Genomic DNA, 18,358 nt, shown 5'->3' with positions numbered 1-18,358 from the left:
AAAACTCTTTTTGTTGTCAACGACACGTATGTAGTTGGAGTAACTATTTCCACTGTGGTTTCGTTACTATCTGTTTCGAAATACGGGTTTCGCAACGATGCGAATATCCACACCAACCTGTCGAACATCTTTAATTTCTAGGTCAATAACGTCAGACATTGAAGTGAGCCCTAATGCACCCATCAAACCTCGTCCGTCACTGCCCATAAGTTTAGGTGCTAAATAAAGGATTAGCTCATCCACCAGCTGCTCTTCAATCAAGCTTTTTGCCAATGTTGCGCCCGCTTCGACCCAAATATGGTCGATATGATTGGCAGGTAATTGACGCATCAGATCGTGCAAATCGAGCTGACCTGCATCTGTGGTTGCGACTTCAATATCAGCAGATGCTTCGGCAACTCTCAACACCGATGTTGGAGTCTGGAATAACTTGAGTTCAGGACGCAGTTGGTTTTGACGATCAAGAATCACGCGAATCGGCTGACGCAGCTCGTCTTCAGCGTAATGACCTTTGATACTGCTTGGCAACTCTGCCCAACGAACATTCAACGACGCGTTGTCTTCAATCACCGTCTGGCTAGTTGACAACACAGCGCCTGATTTTGCTCGGTAGTTCTGAACATCACGACGTGCTTCTGGCGATGTGATCCACTGGCTTTGGCCATTTTCCAATGCCGTTTGCCCATCAAGGCTAGCGGCCATCTTTAACTGAACGAATGGCATGCCAGTTTGCATACGCTTGATAAATGCAGGGTTCAAGTCGAGAGCGTCTTGCTCTAGCAAACCGATTTCAACCTCAATACCCGCATCGCGTAGCATTTTGATACCACGACCTGCGACTTTTGGGTTTGGGTCCTGCATGGCACAAATCACTTTGGCTACTTGAGCCTTAATCAAACCTTCAGCACAAGGCGGCGTTCGACCGTAATGAGAACAAGGCTCTAGCGTGACATAAGCCGTCGCACCTTTTGCTTTGTCGCCTGCCATTCGCATGGCATGTACTTCAGCATGAGGTTCGCCAGCTTTGGCATGAAAACCTTCACCAACGATCTGACCGTCGGTTTGTACAATGACACAACCCACATTAGGGTTTGGCGCAGTAGTGTAAATGCCGCGTTTTGCTAACTGAATAGCACGCGACATCATTTGAAAATCTAGGGGAGTAAAGTTTGACATGATTGAGGAGTTAATCCTCTAATTTAGCGATTTCTTCGCCAAACTCTCGGATGTCTTCAAAGCTGCGGTAAACAGAGGCAAAACGAATGTACGCCACTTTATCCAATTCTTTCAATTGGCCCATCACAAGATTACCAATCATCTCGCTTGGTACTTCACGCTCACCAGTTGCACGGAGTTGTGACTTAATCGTACTGATCGCAAGTTCAATCGCGTCAGCACTCACTGGGCGTTTTTCTAGGGCGCGCTGTACACCACCCACCATTTTATCTTCATTAAATGGTTCGCGGTTTCCATTCGACTTTATGACTTTAGGCATCACAAGTTCTGCCGATTCGAACGTAGTAAAACGTTCACTACATGCAAGGCATTGACGGCGACGACGAACCTGATGGCCATCGGCTACCAGTCTTGAATCGATTACTTTAGTGTCGTTCTCTGAACAAAAAGGACAATGCATATCACCTCCAAATAATTGAATATCAGTGTAACGGAATTGCCAAACGTTAGGAAAGAAAAAGGGCCAATTAAGGCCCTTTTGTGTGGTGATTCATTGATTATTGCTACTCGACCGCCATTTCAAAAATGAGCTGAGGAGTAAAATTAACGACCAGCGTTAACCGCGGACTAAATAGTTCGCTTTACCTACCCATTTGTAGCTTGTCAGCTCTTCTAAACCCATTGGGCCGCGAGCATGCAATTTCTGAGTAGACACGGCAACTTCAGCACCTAAACCAAACTGTGCTCCATCAGTGAAACGTGTTGATGCATTCACATAAACCGCTGCAGAACCAACAGAGTTAATGAAACGCTCTGAGCTCTCTAAGCTATTGGTCATGATCGCATCTGAATGACTCGCGTTGTGTACACGCATGTGGTCAATCGCTTCTGCCACATCCGCTACCACTTTCACGCCTAGCGTGTAGCTTAGCCATTCAGTGTCAAAGTCGCCTTCAACCGCATCACGTTGGTCTTCAAAACCCGCTAGCAGCGATTTTGCACTGGTATCAGCAACTAAGGTTACCTTGCCGTCTAAACGCTGTTTCAGCTTAGTTAGGAAAGCTTCAGCAACCGCTTCATGCACTAGCAGTGTATCTAACGAGTTACACGCCGATGGACGTTGAACTTTTGAGTTTTCGACCACATCGACAGATTTCTCAAGATCAGCGCTTTCATCAACGAAGATATGGCTGATACCAAAGCCGCCGATGATTACTGGGATGGTGCTGTTCTCTTTACACATCTTGTGCAGACCAGCGCCGCCACGAGGAATGATCATATCCACGTAGTCGTCCAGTTTAAGCAGTTGAGAAACGAGTTCACGATCAGGCTTCTCGATGTACTGAACAGAAGCGGCTGGAAGCTCCGCTTTCTCTAATGCAGACTGGATAACCTTAACCAGTTCCATGTTCGAGAAAAACGTCTCTTTACCACCACGTAGAATGCTTGCGTTACCTGTCTTCAGACACAGAGCTGCAATATCGATGGTTACGTTCGGACGCGCTTCATAGATAACACCCACCACACCAAGTGGCACGCGGCGACGAGACAGCGACATACCGTTTTCTAGTACTTTGCTGTCAATTTCGCTGCCAACTGGGTCATTCAGGCTAATCACGTTACGAACATCGTTAGCGATACCGGTTAAGCGCTCTTCGTTAAGAAGTAGACGATCGAGCAGTGCGTCAGTTAAACCCGCTTCGCGACCTAATTCGATGTCTTTCGCGTTCGCTTCTAAAATCGTTGTTGCGTTTGCTTCTAGCTCATCAGCGATAATCGCCAATGCTTTATTCTTTTGCGCCGTAGATGCGGTCGCTAGGTGGAAAGCAGCGTCTTTTGCTGCGATACCCATGTTAGTTAAATCCACGTTTAACTCTCCCTAAATTCTGTCTGTCTTTGGATGCAAAAAGGTGATTCACCTTATCATCACGAGCTACTCTTGGATTACAACTAGGTCGTCACGGTGAATGACTTCTGACCCATAATCGTATCCAAGGATGTCGCCAATATCTTTACTGTGCTTGCCTGCAATTTTTGCTAGGTCTTGGCTTGAATAACTGGCGATACCACGCGCAATTACTTTGCCTTTGCTGTCTGTGACTTGGGTAACTTCACCACGAGAGAATTCGCCTTTAACTCGAACAACCCCTTTCGCCAACAAGCTGCTGCCTTTGGTGTTGACTGCGTTTACTGCGCCGTCGTCAACCACGATGTCACCTGCTGAAGCAGGGCCCGCTAAAATCCAGCGTTTACGGTTTTCAAGCGCTTCCGCTAAAGGCAAGAAACGTGTGCCTTGTGGGTTATCACTCAGTGAATCAAACACCACATTTTCAGCACTGCCCGCAGCAATAATCACTTCGATGCCTGCGCGACGAGCAATGTCAGCCGCCTGCAGTTTTGTCGCCATGCCGCCAGTACCCAACGTAGTACCGCTGCCACCTGCGATCTTACGCAGCGTGTCATCAATGGTTTTCACTTCTTTGATGAGCTCAGCATTTGGATCTTTACGAGGGTCAGCCGTAAACAGGCCTTTTTGGTCTGTTAGTAGCAAAAGCTTATCAGCACCGCACAAAATACCCACTAAGGCCGACAAGTTATCATTGTCGCCCACTTTAATTTCGTTGGTTGCTACTGCGTCGTTTTCGTTTACTACCGGAATAATATCGTGCTCAACCAGTGCGTTGATCGTGTCACGTGCATTAAGAAAACGCTCGCGATCATCGAGATCAGCACGAGTCAGTAGCATCTGGCCAATCTTAAGGCCATAGATAGCAAACAAAGACTCCCAAACTTGAATCAACTGACTTTGCCCAACTGCCGCAAGCAACTGTTTGCTCGCCATTGAGTTGGGAAGTGCGGGGTAACCAAGGTGCTCACGTCCTGCTGCAATTGCACCAGACGAAACCATAACCACAGAGTGGCCTTGTTTTTTTAATTCAGCACATTGACGAACCAGCTCAACCATATGAGCGCGGTCTAATGCCAATGTTCCACCAGTTAAGACACTGGTACCCAGTTTAACAACGACAGTTTTACGCTGTGTTGTTGTCCCGCTTTGATGATTTGTTGTCATGAAGTCTTTTATGGATAAAACAAATAAGAGGTGATGTTTTAGCAATCAAAAGGGGAATTCACAAGCAGAAAAGGTGCGAAATCGCACCTTTTTGCTTTATATAGAAGAGTAACCTTTAAAATTAGACGAATTCGACAGACTCTTCGTCTAATTGGATACTGATTTCAAACTTACTTTGAAGTTCATCAACCAGTTTCTTGTGGAAGGCTTCTTGAGTTCGAGAGACCTCAGCGACCGCCTTTTTAGGTAACGGCAAAGAATCCCAGTTACCATCGATGTTGTACTTGCCGATATTGTACTTCGCCGAATATCCCTCTTCCGACTTATCCAATTCCAGCCACCAGCCCCAGAACTCGCGTTCTTCTGGTGATTTTTTATCGTTCACACATACAGACAAGCAATCAAAGATATAGTGGCCTTCTTCTGATTGCGGTTCCCTTAAGTAAGGCCCGATCGCCTTTAAAACATTCAACAAGCGGTAATGCGTAGGTTGTTGTGTCACTTCTGACATATTGAATCTCCATTTTCAATGTTAAGAATGACGTTACTCAGACTGTTATACGTAGAAACTACGCATTTGGATTTTATAAATGACCTCTGAGTATCAGGTACTTAGTTTGTACATTTTTCATGCTTAACTAATTTAGGAGAAATGTCATCTAAATAATTCATCCTCAAGCCACTTTATCGCCAATTCGAGGGATTGCTCATAACCTTGTGTAATTGACTTAGCTTTGATTTTCTTCGCTTTTCCGTAATCACTGTAAATAGCAACCAGTTGATTATCCATTGGCGGTGAAACCGGGTCGCCTTCCAGAGCCAATGCCAAGATAGGAACACTGGTTTTACTGTTTGACAGCAAACCTTGTACCTTGAGTGACCACGCCATCAACTGCCCAGAAAGGCTATTGATATCGACCGCCCCTTTACCAAGGCGCGAAGCCAACACATCTAGATGCATTTTAGGCATCTGCTTAAGTTTGTCTGCATGAACAAAGATATCGTGAATTGGCGCGCCTAAAGAAATACACGCTTTAATCTTATGTTGCTCGAGGAAAGATAATCTCACCATCGCATTGCCACCGAAGCGGAAACCAAACAAGCCGACTTTGTGGTGATCGACCCATGGGATGTTAGGCAATTCATTCAGCACTGCTTGGTGAAGACAAGATGAGTCTTCTGTTAACGGCCAATGTGCACTGTGCCCTATTGATGGCATGTCTACCGTTAACATAGCAATGTTCTTAGGTGCTAAATAATCCCTAAACAGGCGCCACATATCGGTTTGCAAGCTATCTAGACCCGCGCTGACAATCACAACCGGTTGTGGTTTATCTGTCTTGGTTAGATGCAAGTTCGCTTTGATCTTCTTGTTTTGGTATGGAATATCAATCTGCTTGACGATCAACTTAGTGTGCTTGATCGCTTCAGAATACGCTGCGTTGGCCAACACTTGAGCCTGAGCTGCCAAGTTGTCGTTCTTGAGGTGTGGGTAACCCGCAATACTGAAGCACAACGATGCGGAAAATAGCTCTTCAGCCATCTCTTCACCATTCTTCTCATTAGAACGATTTTGATGCTGCATACCCAGCTTGGTCCATTCGTATGCCCAGTTACCACTTCGGTAACCCATGACCGTATCAAGCCACTCATCGGTTGTACGAGAGTTATCTGATGACGCGATGCGAGCCAATACCGCTTCCTGCTCTATTGGATTAACGCCTTGCCATACCCACTGAAGACGTCTTAGGTTTCGATACCATGATGAGTTTTGCTGTTCACGTTTCTCATCCAATAGCGCTTCAGAGCTTGGCATGTATTGTGTCAACATTGAGGTCTCTTTCGCTTGCTTGTGCTTTACAAACAAAGTTTCCGAAAGGTTCGAGCTCGTTTCTTCTGGTTCAGACATTGGAATACTTAATAAGAAATGGTTGTTACTAATAATATAAAAAAAAATGACCCTATAAAGGGTCATTTCTCAAAAAACTAAGTTTACGCTTATTTTGACTTGCGATTTACTGGCTCTACGTAGCTTAGGCTAGTATCCCAAGGTTGCTCAATCCATGTATCTTGAGCGATATCAACAATGTACTCGTCTAGCAAATCAGCGCCAGATGGTTTTGCACATACAGCGATCAGTTTCGCTTTAGGGTACATTTCGCGAAGCTTACGTGCAGTGTCACCACTATCAACCAAGTCTTCAACGATTAGGAAGCCTTCGCCGTCACCTTCAGGTGCTTTAACTACTGTCATATCACGTTGGTGATCGTGGTCGTAGCTAGAAATACAAATCGTATCTACGTGACGAATACCTAGCTCACGAGCCAAGATTGCACCAGGAACCAAACCACCACGGCTTACTGCCCAGATGCCTTTCCACTGCTCTGCTGGCATTTGCTTTTCAGCAAGTTGACGGCAGTAAGTCTGCATGTTGTCCCAAGTGATAACGAATTTGTTGCTCATAGTATAAAACCTAATAATTTTGTCATGTTATTAGAGGCTATTTCAAACATAGCCTCTTCAGCGATTAAGCAGAAATCTAGACGATTAAGCGAAAATGTATTTAAGAATAAAGATAGCCGACATTACCCACACAGCAGGTGAAACGTCGCGACCTTTACCACTTAGCAGCTTAATTGCAGCGTAAGCGATGAAACCTAGTGAGATACCCTCAGCGATAGAGTACGTCAGCGGCATAAGCAGACATGTTACCACGACTGGTGCTGCTTCCGTAAGATCACGCCAATCAATGCCAACTAGGCCAGACATCATCAGAATTGCTACATAGAAAAGTGCACCTGATGTTGCGTAAGCCGGAATCATACCTGCAAGTGGCGAGAAGAAAAGAGCCAGTAGGAATAAGATACCAACAACAACAGCCGTTAGACCGGTACGGCCGCCTTCAGCAACACCCGCAACACTCTCAACATAAGAAGTAGTATTTGATGTACCTAGCAGTGCACCAATAGATGTTGCTGTAGAGTCAGCAAGCAGTGCTTTGTTCAAGCGAGGTAGTTTGCCGTCTTCTTTGATTAGGTTTGCTTTCGTTGCAACACCAACCAGAGTACCCGCTGTATCGAACAAATCGACGAACAAGAACGCGAATACCACTGAAATCATACCGATTTCAAATACAGCAGAGAAATCAAGCTGCATGAATGTAGGAGCAAGGCTTGGTGGTGTAGACATGATGCCGCCGTATTGAACGTCACCAATAACAATGCCAAGAGCTGTGATAGCTAGAATCGCAATCATTACTGCCCCTTTCACGCCACGGTGAACAAGAGCAATCGTTAGGAAGAAACCAAGTGAGCCTAGGATAGGAGCAATCGCGGTAATGTCGCCCAGTGAAACTTTAGTTGCTGGGTTAGAAACAACGATGCCTGCATTGCTAAGCGCAATAAACGCTAGGAAAAGACCGATACCTGCAGAGATACCAACACGCAGAGACATAGGGATCGAGTTGATAATCCATTCACGGATCTTAAAGATGCTTAAGAAGATGAAGATTACGCCTGATACGAAAACCGCTGCCAGAGCAACTTGCCACGTATAACCCATACCCATTACAACAGCGTAGGTAAAGAATGCGTTCAAACCCATGCCTGGAGCTTGAGCAATTGGGTAGTTAGCAACAAAGCCCATGATGAAACAGCCAATAGCAGCCGCTAAACAGGTTGCTACAAATACAGCGCCATGGTCCATACCAGCATCAGCTAGAATCATTGGGTTTACAAAAATGATGTAAGCCATTGTTAGGAAGGTTGTTAGACCTGCGATGATTTCAGTGCGCACATTGGTGCCATTTTCACTGAGTTTGAATAGCTTTTCGAACATTATCGAATCCTATAAGGGTAAAAAGTAAACGGTTGCGTAATCGATTGGCTGTGGATTATAAAGTTATCAAATAACAAATTCCAGATAGAATTAAGGCTCTAATCGATATTTATCAGAATGCCGTATGAAACAAAGCGATTAAAAATGAAGATATCATCGATAAATAACCATTAAAAACAAACAATTAACAACAATAGACTCACTAAAACTAGTTGGTTGTTTTTTCTACCATCGGTTATTTTCATTGATAATCTAGCCAGTAAATTCTGAATTCAAACTCACAATAGTTATGTATTTTTCAACAGGATCAGTAATAAGGCGCAAATTGATATTTCGGCGTTTAAAAAACAACCACGCAGAACAGCAAGGAAAGTGACAAGCGAAAGCGGTTTGGAAAAGTAGCAGGCAAAAAAAACGCCACTCAAAACTGAGTGGCGGTAGAATCTGTCAACCAAAAGGGCTGTAAAAGAATTCCAATATATAGGGGTGAACAAAACTGTTCGAGTTACATGCTTACGGTATTAGTAACCAAAGCTTGTAGGGTATGCAAAGTTGCTAGTGTAAACAGAGCTGTTAATCCAGAACATTGCAGATGGTAAACCTTTCATAACTATCACCTTAATAAATCAATAAAAAACGAATTTGATTTCTCGGTTCCTTGGAGGCGATAAAACGGACTCATCCTTTGAGCATTTACTCTTCATCTCAGAAGTTGGTTATTAATATACCCTAAAGAAAAAAGATTACAAGTATTTTTTGCTATACGTCACATTTTTGGCCATTTACGGTTATTTTGCAAACTTATTTTGTAATAAAACTACAAAATAGAATTAAACAAACGTTTGCCTGCTCCATTTATAAGCATCAAGGCGCTTAGCTGTGATCAGATGGACAAGATCGCTTTCAAAATTTGAGCTATTTGAGGTTTAGAACCGCTACTCGTCAAAACGCTCAAGTGGTATGCTGTTGCCATCAAAACAGACCCATATTTTAGATTTTTGTTCTAGGTTTTTCCCCATACAAAACCTAAATATATGGTTATTAAATAAAAAAGGAGTCATCCGTGTCTGAATTCCATTCTGAGATCAGTAAATTATCCCCTGCCCCTATCTGGCAGTTCTTCGATAAGATTTGCTCAATCCCACACCCTTCTAAGCATGAAGAAGAGCTTGCTCAATACATTATTGCTTGGGCAACAGAGCAAGGCCTAGATGTACGTCGTGACCCAACGGGTAACGTATTCATCAAAAAGCCAGCAACGGCGGGTATGGAAAACAAAAAAGGTGTAGTGCTACAAGCTCACATCGATATGGTTCCACAAAAGAACGAAGACACAGTTCATGACTTTGCTAAAGATCCAATTCAACCATACATTGATGGTGAGTGGGTTACAGCTAAAGGCACAACGCTTGGCGCTGATAACGGCATGGGCATGGCTTCTTGCCTAGCGGTTCTTGCTTCAAACGAAATCCAGCACGGCCCTATCGAAGTTCTACTAACAGTAGATGAAGAAGCAGGCATGACTGGTGCTTTCGGTCTTGAAGCGGGTTGGTTAGAAGGCGATATCCTTCTTAACACCGATTCAGAGCAAGAAGGCGAAGTGTACATGGGTTGTGCTGGCGGTATCGACGGCGCAATGACATTTGAAATTGCTCGTAATGCGATTCCAGCTGACTTCGTAACACGTAAGCTAACGCTAAAAGGCCTAAAAGGCGGTCACTCTGGTTGTGACATCCACACAGGTCGTGCAAACGCAAACAAACTGCTTGCTCGCTTCCTAGCGGGTCACGCAAAAGAGCTAGACCTTCGCATCGTCGAATTCAAAGGTGGTAGCCTTCGTAACGCGATCCCTCGTGAAGGTTTCGTAACGGTTGCTGTTCCTGCGGCAAACCAAGAAAAACTGGCTTCACTATACAACTACTACACTGAGCTGCTTTCAACAGAGCTAGGTAAAGTAGAAGACAGCATCGTGACTTTCAATGAAGAAGCTTCTGTAGAAATGGGCGCACTTGCGTCAGCAGACCAAGCTCGCTTTATCGCGGCACTTAACGCATGTCCAAACGGCGTGATTCGTATGAGTGACGAGATTGAAGGTGTTGTGGAAACGTCTCTAAACGTAGGTGTTATCACAACAGAAGAGAACTCAATCACAGTACTTTGCCTGATCCGCTCTCTTATCGATTCAGGTCGTAGCCAAGTAGAAAGCATGCTTCACTCTGTTGCTGAACTAGCAGGCGCTAACATCGCGTTCTCTGGTGCTTACCCAGGTTGGAAACCAGACGCAGATTCAGAAATCATGCATATCTTCCGTGACATGTACGAAGGTATCTACGGTCACAAGCCAAACATCATGGTTATCCATGCTGGTCTTGAGTGTGGTCTATTCAAAGAACCTTACCCGAACATGGATATGGTTTCTTTCGGCCCAACCATCAAGTTTCCGCACTCTCCTGATGAGAAAGTGAAGATCGACACCGTTGAGCTATTCTGGAACCAAATGGTTGCATTGCTTGAAGCGATCCCAGAAAAAGCTTAATTCGATAAGCTATGTTTGTTCAGTAAATGGTGTTTTACAGTAAACACCGTTTATCTGAGACAAAATAAAACAGGTACTCAATGAGTACCTGTTTTTGTATCTAATCTTTGTAGCTACTACTTGTGACTAAATAAACAATTAAGCGCGTGAAGCCGCGTAGCTTTCTAGCTCATCAATTGAAGTTTGTGCCACAACTTCGCCATCGATGAAGTACGTCACCATCTCGCCATCACGAACACCGATTAACGTCGCACGCTCACCAGACTGGTAAGTAATGTCCATTTGGATCGTGTTTTCATCAATCTGCTGCATTTGACCTTTTTCGATCACATCTGCACTCGTGATAGGACCCACTGGCGCTTCCGTTAGCGACGGATCAAGTTGGTGGTTGATGTCTAGGTAAGTATCAGTCTTAGTATCAAAGATGTGCGGAGCACCTGTTAGTGGGTTGCTACCAGTCCAGAACTCTAGTGAGTTGAATACTATGTAATCGGCAGCAACTGTTAGACCGTATGCAGGTGCAAGTAGAATGTTCAAACCACCACGAGCGTAACGGTTATCAACAGCCTTGATGTTGAACTTCATTAGGTAACCCGTTACTGCGTTGCTACCAACACAGCCAGATAAAGCAACAGATACCACCGCTAGTGCTACAACTTTTGAAATTGTTTTTTTCATTTTGATCTCAATATTTGAATTTGGCCGCCAAAAAATGGCGGTGGATAATACCAACGAACTGAATGACAAATATCAGCTCTAAGTTAATGTATTGTCATAAAATTCAAAATTTTAAACACCCTTCAATTAGCCAGATAAAAAACTGAAACCAATTCAGAAGCCCCTTCATAAAAAACTTTTGTCGTCACCGTAAAGCGATTGATTCGTACTAAAAATCAACGATTGCTACATTCCGTGTTAACGAATTATCACCATGTTGAGAACAACCTAAATGGCAAGACTAAAACCTAATCAACCATTCGAATTACTTGGTTATACTGTTCAGCCAGGACAGCGAATGGAGATTGAACTGCAAGCGGCTCAGCTTTACACGCATTCTCCACTTTCGATCCCGATTGAAATTATTCACGGTCGCCAAGCAGGCCCAACACTGATGGTAAATGCGGCTATCCACGGCGATGAGCTAAACGGTGTTGAGATTGCACGACAACTGACCAATGCGATTGATCCAAAGAAACTGAAAGGGACATTAATTGTTGTGCCTATCGTTAACGTATTTGGCTTTATCCATAAATCTCGTTACCTACCAGACCGTCGTGACCTAAACCGTTGCTTCCCTGGCAGTGAGAAAGGATCGTTAACATCACGTATCGCTTACACCTTCTTTGAGAACGTGGCAAAGCACTGTGATTACATTCTGGATCTACACACGGGCGCGATTCACCGTACCAATCTGCCACAGATTCGTGCAAACCTATCGAACCCTGAGACACTGCGCATCGCAAAAGCGTTCGCAACACCCGTGATTATTGATTCTCCACTGCGCGACGGTTCACTGCGTAGCGAAGCGGAAAAACTGGGTATTCCTGTATTAACTTACGAAGGTGGTGAAGCGCTGCGTTTTGATCACCTCGCGATTCGTGCGGGTTACCTTGGCGTGCATCAAGTGATGAAAGAAATCGGCATGCTGCGCCCTAACCGTAAGAAGTTACCAGAGCCAGTATTGAGTAAATCCACCAGCTGGATCCGCGCTGAATCAGACGGTATTTTGCGTAACATGGTAAGACTTGGCGAACAGGTTGAAGCAGGACAAACCCTTGCTTACATCAGCTCTCCATTGGGTCACCAAGAAGGCCAAGTGATCACAACCAAAGGCGGTATCGTGATTGGTCAGCAAACTCTGCCTTTGGTCAACGAAGGTGATGCTGTGTTCCACATCGCTTACTTCAAGCAAGACGATGAAGAAGTAGGACAATCAGTAGAAAGCTACATTGAAGAAGTGGCAGAAGACGATTGGCTAACTGCACTGAATAACTGATCAGACAATGCTTAACAGTTTAAGAGCTCGACGTTAAAAGCGAGAAGCCAAACCGAGCTCTTAAACACAATAAAACAGAACTCCACAAACTAAAAAGCCCCAAAACACTTTTAACTCGAAAGAAAAAAGTTGTATCGGGGCTTTTTTTTCACAAATCCCTTATCTTAAAATTAAGGGATCTATAAATTAGTCATGCACTGAATTATTCAGCGTCTTGTTGCTCTTCTGCACGAGCTTTAGCGCGCGCTTCACGTGCTTGCTCAGCTTTAAGCTCTTTAGTGTGACGTAGTTCGTCACGCTCTTTACGCTGCTCTGATTTACGCTCGTTACGTTCAGCTTGGTTAGCGATGAAAGATGCTAGCTCTTTCTCTGCCCACTCTTGTGCTAGAGCTTCAGTTTCGAAACCAGACTCACGCTTAGATACTGTAGTGCTGCGAGACGTTACTTGACGAGTAATCTCTGCACACCAACCGTTGCGTTTTTCTGTAAGGCGGATATCAAATTTTTTGTTCTTAGACATGTTCTATTTTTTCCTAAGGGAGATCATTAAGGGATCGGTCAACTTTGATAACTCCATCTAAGTGAGCATCTTTTAACACCATCCCTTGGTAAGCGCGGTATTAGAGCACAAATCAATGAATATTGCTGCAAATATTTGCAGCGGATCACACTCCAATGCTGCAAATCGTTTGCGCCTAATTTCAATCGGTTCATAACTCTCGGTTCACCATCAACTTCTATCCTATTTTATCGATAACAATGAAATGAACTATGCTCAAACAGAGATAAATGAAAGAGATACCTGCTTGCTCAGGTTTATAGACTCTACTGTCTCACCTACTCCGCTCATAATTAAAATAGCTAAGGAGTTGCTATGGATAGCTTCATCAAAAATTTACCCAAAGTTGAGCTGCACTTACATATAGAAGGCACATTAGAGCCAGAGCTGATGTTCCAACTCGCCAAGCGTAATAACCTGTCGATTCCCTTTGAGACCCCAGACCAAGTTCGAGACGCGTACCAGTTCCACAATCTTCAATCCTTTCTCGATATCTATTACCAAGGTGCAAACGTACTGATTCATGAACAAGATTTCTACGACCTGACGTGGGCTTATCTGTTGAAGTGTCAGCAAGATAATGTGGTTCATACTGAGATCTTCTTCGACCCTCAGACTCACACTGAACGCGGCATTGACTTTGAAGTCATCGTTGACGGGATTACTCGAGCTTTGAATCAAGTGGAGCAAGAGCTTGGTATCAGCAGCCAACTGATCATGTGCTTTCTGCGTCATCTCGATGAAGACAGCGCTTTTGAAACACTCAAACAAGCCCTTCCTTATAAAGATAAGATCATTGCCGTTGGGTTAGATTCATCAGAACAGGGCAATCCACCAGAGAAGTTTAAACATGTATTCCAAGAAGCGATCAACCAAGGCTTTCTGACTGTCGCGCACGCCGGAGAAGAAGGCCCAGCACAAAATATTAGCGACGCACTGAGCTTGCTAGGCATTACCCGAATTGATCATGGCGTTCGCTGTGTAGAAGATGAAGAGTTGATGGAACAGCTAATAGCAAAACGTACACCACTGACCGTCTGCCCGCTGTCGAATACCAAGCTCAAGGTGTTTGAGACCATGCAAGAGCACAACATCGTCGAGTTGCTGAGAAAAGGGCTGTGCGTCACCATCAATTCCGATGATCCGGCTTACTTCGGCGGCTATATGAATGATAACTTCCTCGCCGTCGCCAATGCTCACCCAGTGACCAAAAACGAATTGGCGCAGTTCAGTATTAATGCCATCGAAGCCAGTTTTATCTCGCCTCACGCCAAGGAAGATCTCATCACACAGGTACGCCAATACCTTGCTGCGAGTACTTAATGAGTTATCAAGATCAAAAAGGGAAGCTCTGAGCTTCCCTATCTATATCAATAGATAACTAATTGGCTTAGCCCGGGTGACCATCCACTCTTGGCGTTAACAGCATCATCCCAAATTTCCAGATAAATAGACCGAACGCTAACGTCCATAAACCCGCGCTGATATTGACCATCTCAAATAAATACGCCGGGAAGAATGTCACACCTAAACTACGAACGAGTGCCGCGATAAATATAGCCGAGAACGCCAAAGCCATACTTGGCCCTTTATAGATAGCACGGCCAGTATGTCCCATTGTCACGCGCGTGATCATCGCCAGAATTAACCCACTCAAACCGCCAATCGCAAACAGGTGCAGCATGTTATGGCTCGCGAACGGGTTATCTATCAAACCGCGTAACAGCAAGCTGAGAGGGATACATAGGTAAGCCGCATGCAGCGACCACACCAAGGGTTCTGATAGTGTTGTCCAAGGCTTCCAGCGGATAAAGCGCACCAACTGTGTCACACCTGCAAATACCATCAACTCATTGCCGACTTGAGCAAAGGTCAATGGGAAGAAGCTCAACACAAATAAGCCAACCAAAGGTAGATTGGCTAACCATTCCAACCAAACCAAGGGCTGCACTTTTTCGAAATCAAAACGACGCGCTGTAAAGAATGGGAGCACTCGCCCACCCATCACTGATAACAGCAAGGTAAACCACCACAACATAGCCTGCCAAACTGCAGACGATGGGAATGGAGGCATCCCCTTAATGGTCGCGTAACTAGCAAAGTTCGCCACGATAGCCAATATAAACAGTGGCACAAAGAATAGATTCTTCCAGCCTTTCGACTTCACGACTCGGAAACCAATTTCGTAGGCGGCGAAGATTAAGAACAGCGCCTCAACCGACGAGATCAGCCATAACGGAGCGGGTGTCCAAAACAGAATACGAGGTGCGAGCCACAAACCGACTAGCGCAGCTAATCGATAATGCTTGGTGCCATTGACACCCGTCCACGTTTGTACTGCCGTTAACACAAAACCGACCACTATCGCCATTGAGAAACCAAACAGCATCTCATGCACGTGCCACCACAGTGCGGGAACTTTTAAAATCTCAGGCTGACCGTTTTGGAACATGATGACCCAAGCGACAATCGCAATCACGGCATAGAGACTGCCTAAAAAGAAGAAAGGTCGAAAGCCTAAACGCAGGTAGGCTGGAATCGCGTCTTCTACACTTTTATCTGTGATATTTAACAAACTCGCTCCTAATTCTCAGATAAGCGGCCAAGGTATTACCTAAACCAAATTTTGTATGCATCAAATCCGATGCAATATGCAGATAACACTGCATGAAACGCGCCAATTAGATAAAACCAGTAAAAACAGCGACTCACGAGATTCACTAGCCAATAAACAAGTCAAAAAAACACAACCAAAAGAGTCATAAAGACATATAGATGTATAAATAGAAACTTACTGACTTTTGGTATCTCGCCACATATAGTAAGACTAGACTTAAATGGAACAACTCAGACAAGGAATGCGATGTATATTTTTGGTTATGGCAGTTTAATCAACTCATCTTCACGCCAGCTTACCGGTCAGACAGGGCAAGCGATCCCTGCGATTGTTCATGGCTTAATTCGCCATTGGAGCAAGATCGATGACAGCTATGTGTTATCACCTTTGATCGTCAATCTCGGCGAGGGACAAGTGAATGGTGTGTTGCTTGAGGTGGATGATATTGCACTGGCTGAGTTTGATCGCCGTGAGCGTGGTTATCACCGAATCGAGTTAAAGGCCTCTCAGATAGAAAGCCAAGATGAGTTCAAACAGGATCAATCTATCTGGGTTTACATCAAAGACGAGATTGAAGCACCTTGCGAAAACAGCCCTATCGTCCAAACCTATGTCGATACGGTATTGGCAGGATGTTTAGAGGTGTCTGAAAGCTTTGCGGCGCACTTCGTTAAACACACACAAGGTTGGCATCACCCATTAGAAAATGATCGCCACCAGCCTAAATACGGCAACCTTGCTGGGGTTTCCGATCACCATCACAGTGTGATTGATGGCTTGATACTAACTGTACGCAGCTAGTTGATTTAGGTTGGTGAACACATTGACTCACCAACCTAAAGTGAGCTTAAACGACACGAATACCTGCTGGCATCGCACGTTCAGGTGTTAGCAATACACTTTCAGATTCATCTTCCGTTTCTGCACAAAGCAACATGCACTCAGAAGTGTGGCCTCTCATCTTCGCCTTCGCTAGATTGCACAAAACAACAACCTGCTTACCCATCAACTCTTCTTCTGTGTAGTAAGGGACTAGGCTGGTCACCGTTTGCAGTGTCTTGTCACCAACATCCACTTGCACTATGTAAAGCTTGTCGGCGTTTTCATGACGCACAACCTCAATGATCTTACCCACACGCATTTCTAACTTAGCAAAGTCACCATAAGAGACAGTATCCATTTCTCACTTCCTATATTGGTTTATTTTCACTCATTAAATCATTTACTAAAATTAAGTAAAATGTAAATGTTTACACTAGCATTAAGCCTAATAATTACAAGCGGTAAAGATCTCATTACTGGAAGTAAAATGAGAGTTTCGTTGCCTTACTATCATTGTCGGTGTTAAATAGATGAAGCAATGTATAGAGGTTAAAAATGGCAACAATTAAAGATGTAGCAAAGGAAGCTGGTGTTTCTGTTGCAACCGTATCTCGAGTGATCAACAAGTCTCCCAAGGCGAGTGCAAGCTCGGTAGAGTCTGTAACTAAAGCGATGTCTAAACTTGGCTATCGACCGAATGCCAATGCTCGAGCGCTGGTAAGCCAAAGCACGAACACTGTTGGTGTATTGGTCGGTGACATCTCCGATCCCTTTTTTGGCACGCTGGTTAAGGCTGTCGACAATGTCGCTCGTGAGAACGGAAAACATATCCTTGTCGGTAATGGCTCGCACGATCGTGAAGAAGAGAGACAAGCGATTGAATTGCTGATTAACAGCCGTTGTGACGCCCTGGTGATCCACTCTAAAGGCCTCACCGACGAAGAACTGATTGCCTATGCAAAAGAGGTCAAAGGCTTAGTACTGATCAACCGTTATATTGCTGAGATTGCCAACCACTGTATTTTCTTAGACAACAAAAAAGGTGCGTATCTTGCGACGGAATATCTGATCCGCCATGGCCATAAGAACATTGCCTGTATCGCCTCATCGCATAGCATTGAAGATGCCGATGAGCGTATCCAAGGTTACTTAGCGGCACTCTCAGATTACAAAATAGCGCTCTCTGACAGCTATATTGAATACTCAGCGCCGACCAGTGACGGTGGCGAATACGCCATGACTAACCTTCTGACTAAGTCACTGCCAATCACTGGCATTGTGGCGTACAACGATTACATGGCAGCTGGTGCTTTGTCTGTCCTTGATGAAAACGGTATTCAAGCGCCAGACAAAATGTCGATCATCGGTTTCGATGATGGTTTGATTGCCCGCTATGTTCATCCAAAGCTCACCACTATTCGCTACCCGATTCAGATGATGGCAGAGAAAGCGACACGACTCGCGTTGCACTTAGCCAAAGGTGAAAACACCTCAACTGAACCAATGATGTTCTCTCCAACTCTGGTACGCCGTAATTCGGTAGAGAAAGTCTAGGTTCTGGTCGACTCATCAAGCAATAAACAAAAAAAAGCCCTAACAGAATCGCTTCTGTTAGGGCTTTCCTACCTTACTCAGATACTCAACAATCGCGCTTAATAAACCGCACTCTTGTTGAGCGCCACTTTTGCTCATCCCCCAAGAACAACGCGATAATTCACATCGTCCTATTCACAAACAAAAGA

At 44.6% G+C, this 18,358-nt stretch carries 17 protein-coding genes; 5 read left to right on the top strand and 12 right to left on the bottom strand.

Going from position 1 to position 18,358, the window contains the following annotated elements; genetic code table 11:
* Window positions 1–66: 66 nt before the first annotated feature.
* The 8 genes from ribD to AB4512_RS04415 all read right to left on the bottom strand — a co-directional run bounded on the left by ribD (window position 67) and on the right by AB4512_RS04415 (window position 8,086).
* A complete protein-coding gene (gene ribD, locus AB4512_RS04450; protein WP_017060785.1) occupies window positions 67–1,146 on the bottom strand; it encodes a bifunctional diaminohydroxyphosphoribosylaminopyrimidine deaminase/5-amino-6-(5-phosphoribosylamino)uracil reductase RibD in 1,080 nt (359 codons plus the stop codon).
* A 40-nt stretch (window positions 1,147–1,186) separates the two neighbouring features.
* Window positions 1,187–1,636, bottom strand: a complete 450-nt coding sequence (nrdR, locus tag AB4512_RS04445; RefSeq protein ID WP_004734394.1) for a transcriptional regulator NrdR — start codon at window positions 1,634–1,636, stop codon at window positions 1,187–1,189.
* Window positions 1,637–1,792: 156 nt separating this feature from the next.
* The gene (locus tag AB4512_RS04440; protein ID WP_102319945.1) at window positions 1,793–3,043 is read right to left on the bottom strand and encodes a glutamate-5-semialdehyde dehydrogenase; all 1,251 of its coding nucleotides are present in this window, start codon (window positions 3,041–3,043) and stop codon (window positions 1,793–1,795) included.
* 66 nt (window positions 3,044–3,109) lie between these two features.
* Window positions 3,110–4,294: a glutamate 5-kinase gene (proB, locus tag AB4512_RS04435; RefSeq protein ID WP_012604650.1), complete on the bottom strand. Its 1,185-nt coding sequence runs from the start codon at window positions 4,292–4,294 to the stop codon at window positions 3,110–3,112.
* A 76-nt stretch (window positions 4,295–4,370) separates the two neighbouring features.
* On the bottom strand, window positions 4,371–4,760 hold the full coding sequence (gene crl / locus AB4512_RS04430) for a sigma factor-binding protein Crl (RefSeq protein ID WP_017060787.1): 390 nt from the start codon (window positions 4,758–4,760) through the stop codon (window positions 4,371–4,373).
* 144 nt (window positions 4,761–4,904) lie between these two features.
* Window positions 4,905–6,158, bottom strand: coding sequence for an esterase FrsA (gene frsA, locus AB4512_RS04425; RefSeq protein ID WP_017060788.1), 1,254 nt, complete (start codon window positions 6,156–6,158; stop codon window positions 4,905–4,907).
* Between the two features lie 89 nt (window positions 6,159–6,247).
* A complete protein-coding gene (gene tet(34) / locus AB4512_RS04420; RefSeq protein ID WP_009847475.1) occupies window positions 6,248–6,712 on the bottom strand; it encodes an oxytetracycline resistance phosphoribosyltransferase domain-containing protein Tet(34) in 465 nt (154 codons plus the stop codon).
* Window positions 6,713–6,796: 84 nt separating this feature from the next.
* On the bottom strand, window positions 6,797–8,086 hold the full coding sequence (locus AB4512_RS04415) for an NCS2 family permease (protein WP_017060789.1): 1,290 nt from the start codon (window positions 8,084–8,086) through the stop codon (window positions 6,797–6,799).
* A 1,063-nt stretch (window positions 8,087–9,149) separates the two neighbouring features.
* Here AB4512_RS04415 and AB4512_RS04410 point away from each other — a divergent pair.
* Window positions 9,150–10,622 carry an aminoacyl-histidine dipeptidase gene (locus tag AB4512_RS04410; protein ID WP_017060790.1) on the top strand — a complete coding sequence of 491 codons (1,473 nt, stop codon included), beginning with the start codon at window positions 9,150–9,152 and terminating at the stop codon, window positions 10,620–10,622.
* A gap of 138 nt (window positions 10,623–10,760) precedes the next feature.
* Here the strand turns inward: AB4512_RS04410 and AB4512_RS04405 are convergent, their stop codons facing one another.
* The gene (locus tag AB4512_RS04405) at window positions 10,761–11,300 is read right to left on the bottom strand and encodes a DUF3332 family protein (protein ID WP_017069508.1); all 540 of its coding nucleotides are present in this window, start codon (window positions 11,298–11,300) and stop codon (window positions 10,761–10,763) included.
* A gap of 271 nt (window positions 11,301–11,571) precedes the next feature.
* Between AB4512_RS04405 and AB4512_RS04400 the strand changes: the two genes are divergently transcribed.
* Complete coding sequence (locus AB4512_RS04400) at window positions 11,572–12,618, top strand: succinylglutamate desuccinylase/aspartoacylase family protein (RefSeq protein ID WP_017060792.1); 1,047 nt, start codon at window positions 11,572–11,574, stop codon at window positions 12,616–12,618.
* 202 nt (window positions 12,619–12,820) lie between these two features.
* On the opposite strand, the gene AB4512_RS04395 is transcribed toward AB4512_RS04400, so the two are convergent.
* Window positions 12,821–13,138 (bottom strand): DUF3622 domain-containing protein, encoded by a 318-nt coding sequence (locus AB4512_RS04395; RefSeq protein ID WP_017069509.1) that lies wholly within the window; start codon window positions 13,136–13,138, stop codon window positions 12,821–12,823.
* Between the two features lie 354 nt (window positions 13,139–13,492).
* On the opposite strand from AB4512_RS04395, the gene AB4512_RS04390 reads away from it, so the two are divergent.
* The gene (locus AB4512_RS04390; RefSeq protein ID WP_102319944.1) at window positions 13,493–14,500 is read left to right on the top strand and encodes an adenosine deaminase; all 1,008 of its coding nucleotides are present in this window, start codon (window positions 13,493–13,495) and stop codon (window positions 14,498–14,500) included.
* A gap of 67 nt (window positions 14,501–14,567) precedes the next feature.
* On the opposite strand, the gene AB4512_RS04385 is transcribed toward AB4512_RS04390, so the two are convergent.
* Window positions 14,568–15,752 (bottom strand): NnrS family protein, encoded by a 1,185-nt coding sequence (locus AB4512_RS04385; RefSeq protein WP_102319943.1) that lies wholly within the window; start codon window positions 15,750–15,752, stop codon window positions 14,568–14,570.
* A 288-nt stretch (window positions 15,753–16,040) separates the two neighbouring features.
* Here AB4512_RS04385 and AB4512_RS04380 point away from each other — a divergent pair, with 288 nt between their 5' ends.
* A complete protein-coding gene (locus AB4512_RS04380) occupies window positions 16,041–16,595 on the top strand; it encodes a gamma-glutamylcyclotransferase family protein (protein ID WP_017063327.1) in 555 nt (184 codons plus the stop codon).
* Between the two features lie 46 nt (window positions 16,596–16,641).
* Here the strand turns inward: AB4512_RS04380 and AB4512_RS04375 are convergent, their stop codons facing one another.
* A complete protein-coding gene (locus AB4512_RS04375; protein ID WP_017060796.1) occupies window positions 16,642–16,974 on the bottom strand; it encodes a tRNA-binding protein in 333 nt (110 codons plus the stop codon).
* Between the two features lie 197 nt (window positions 16,975–17,171).
* Between AB4512_RS04375 and AB4512_RS04370 the strand changes: the two genes are divergently transcribed.
* Window positions 17,172–18,170 (top strand): substrate-binding domain-containing protein, encoded by a 999-nt coding sequence (locus AB4512_RS04370; protein ID WP_017066816.1) that lies wholly within the window; start codon window positions 17,172–17,174, stop codon window positions 18,168–18,170.
* The last annotated feature ends 188 nt before the right edge of the window (window positions 18,171–18,358 follow it).

The sequence above is a fragment of the Vibrio sp. 10N.222.52.B7 genome (genome assembly GCF_041474275.1).
GTDB lineage: Bacteria > Pseudomonadota > Gammaproteobacteria > Enterobacterales > Vibrionaceae > Vibrio > Vibrio crassostreae_C.
The sequence above is the reverse complement of the archived record's forward strand: the minus strand, read 5'-3'. Positions and strand labels throughout refer to the sequence as shown.

Bases quoted from the DNA above. Each gene is read 5' to 3' on its own strand.
- AB4512_RS04380 (WP_017063327.1), top strand. From the start codon at position 16,041: ATGTATATTTTTGGTTATGGCAGTTTAATCAACTCATCTTCACGCCAG.
- AB4512_RS04400 (WP_017060792.1), top strand. From the start codon at position 11,572: ATGGCAAGACTAAAACCTAATCAACCATTCGAATTACTTGGTTATACT.
- AB4512_RS04370 (WP_017066816.1), top strand. From the start codon at position 17,172: ATGGCAACAATTAAAGATGTAGCAAAGGAAGCTGGTGTTTCTGTTGCA.
- AB4512_RS04415 (WP_017060789.1), bottom strand. From the start codon at position 8,086: ATGTTCGAAAAGCTATTCAAACTCAGTGAAAATGGCACCAATGTGCGC.
- ribD (WP_017060785.1), bottom strand. From the start codon at position 1,146: ATGATGTCGCGTGCTATTCAGTTAGCAAAACGCGGCATTTACACTACT.
- AB4512_RS04405 (WP_017069508.1), bottom strand. From the start codon at position 11,300: ATGAAAAAAACAATTTCAAAAGTTGTAGCACTAGCGGTGGTATCTGTT.
- AB4512_RS04390 (WP_102319944.1), top strand. From the start codon at position 13,493: ATGGATAGCTTCATCAAAAATTTACCCAAAGTTGAGCTGCACTTACAT.
- nrdR (WP_004734394.1), bottom strand. From the start codon at position 1,636: ATGCATTGTCCTTTTTGTTCAGAGAACGACACTAAAGTAATCGATTCA.
- frsA (WP_017060788.1), bottom strand. From the start codon at position 6,158: ATGTCTGAACCAGAAGAAACGAGCTCGAACCTTTCGGAAACTTTGTTT.
- AB4512_RS04375 (WP_017060796.1), bottom strand. From the start codon at position 16,974: ATGGATACTGTCTCTTATGGTGACTTTGCTAAGTTAGAAATGCGTGTG.
- AB4512_RS04395 (WP_017069509.1), bottom strand. From the start codon at position 13,138: ATGTCTAAGAACAAAAAATTTGATATCCGCCTTACAGAAAAACGCAAC.
- crl (WP_017060787.1), bottom strand. From the start codon at position 4,760: ATGTCAGAAGTGACACAACAACCTACGCATTACCGCTTGTTGAATGTT.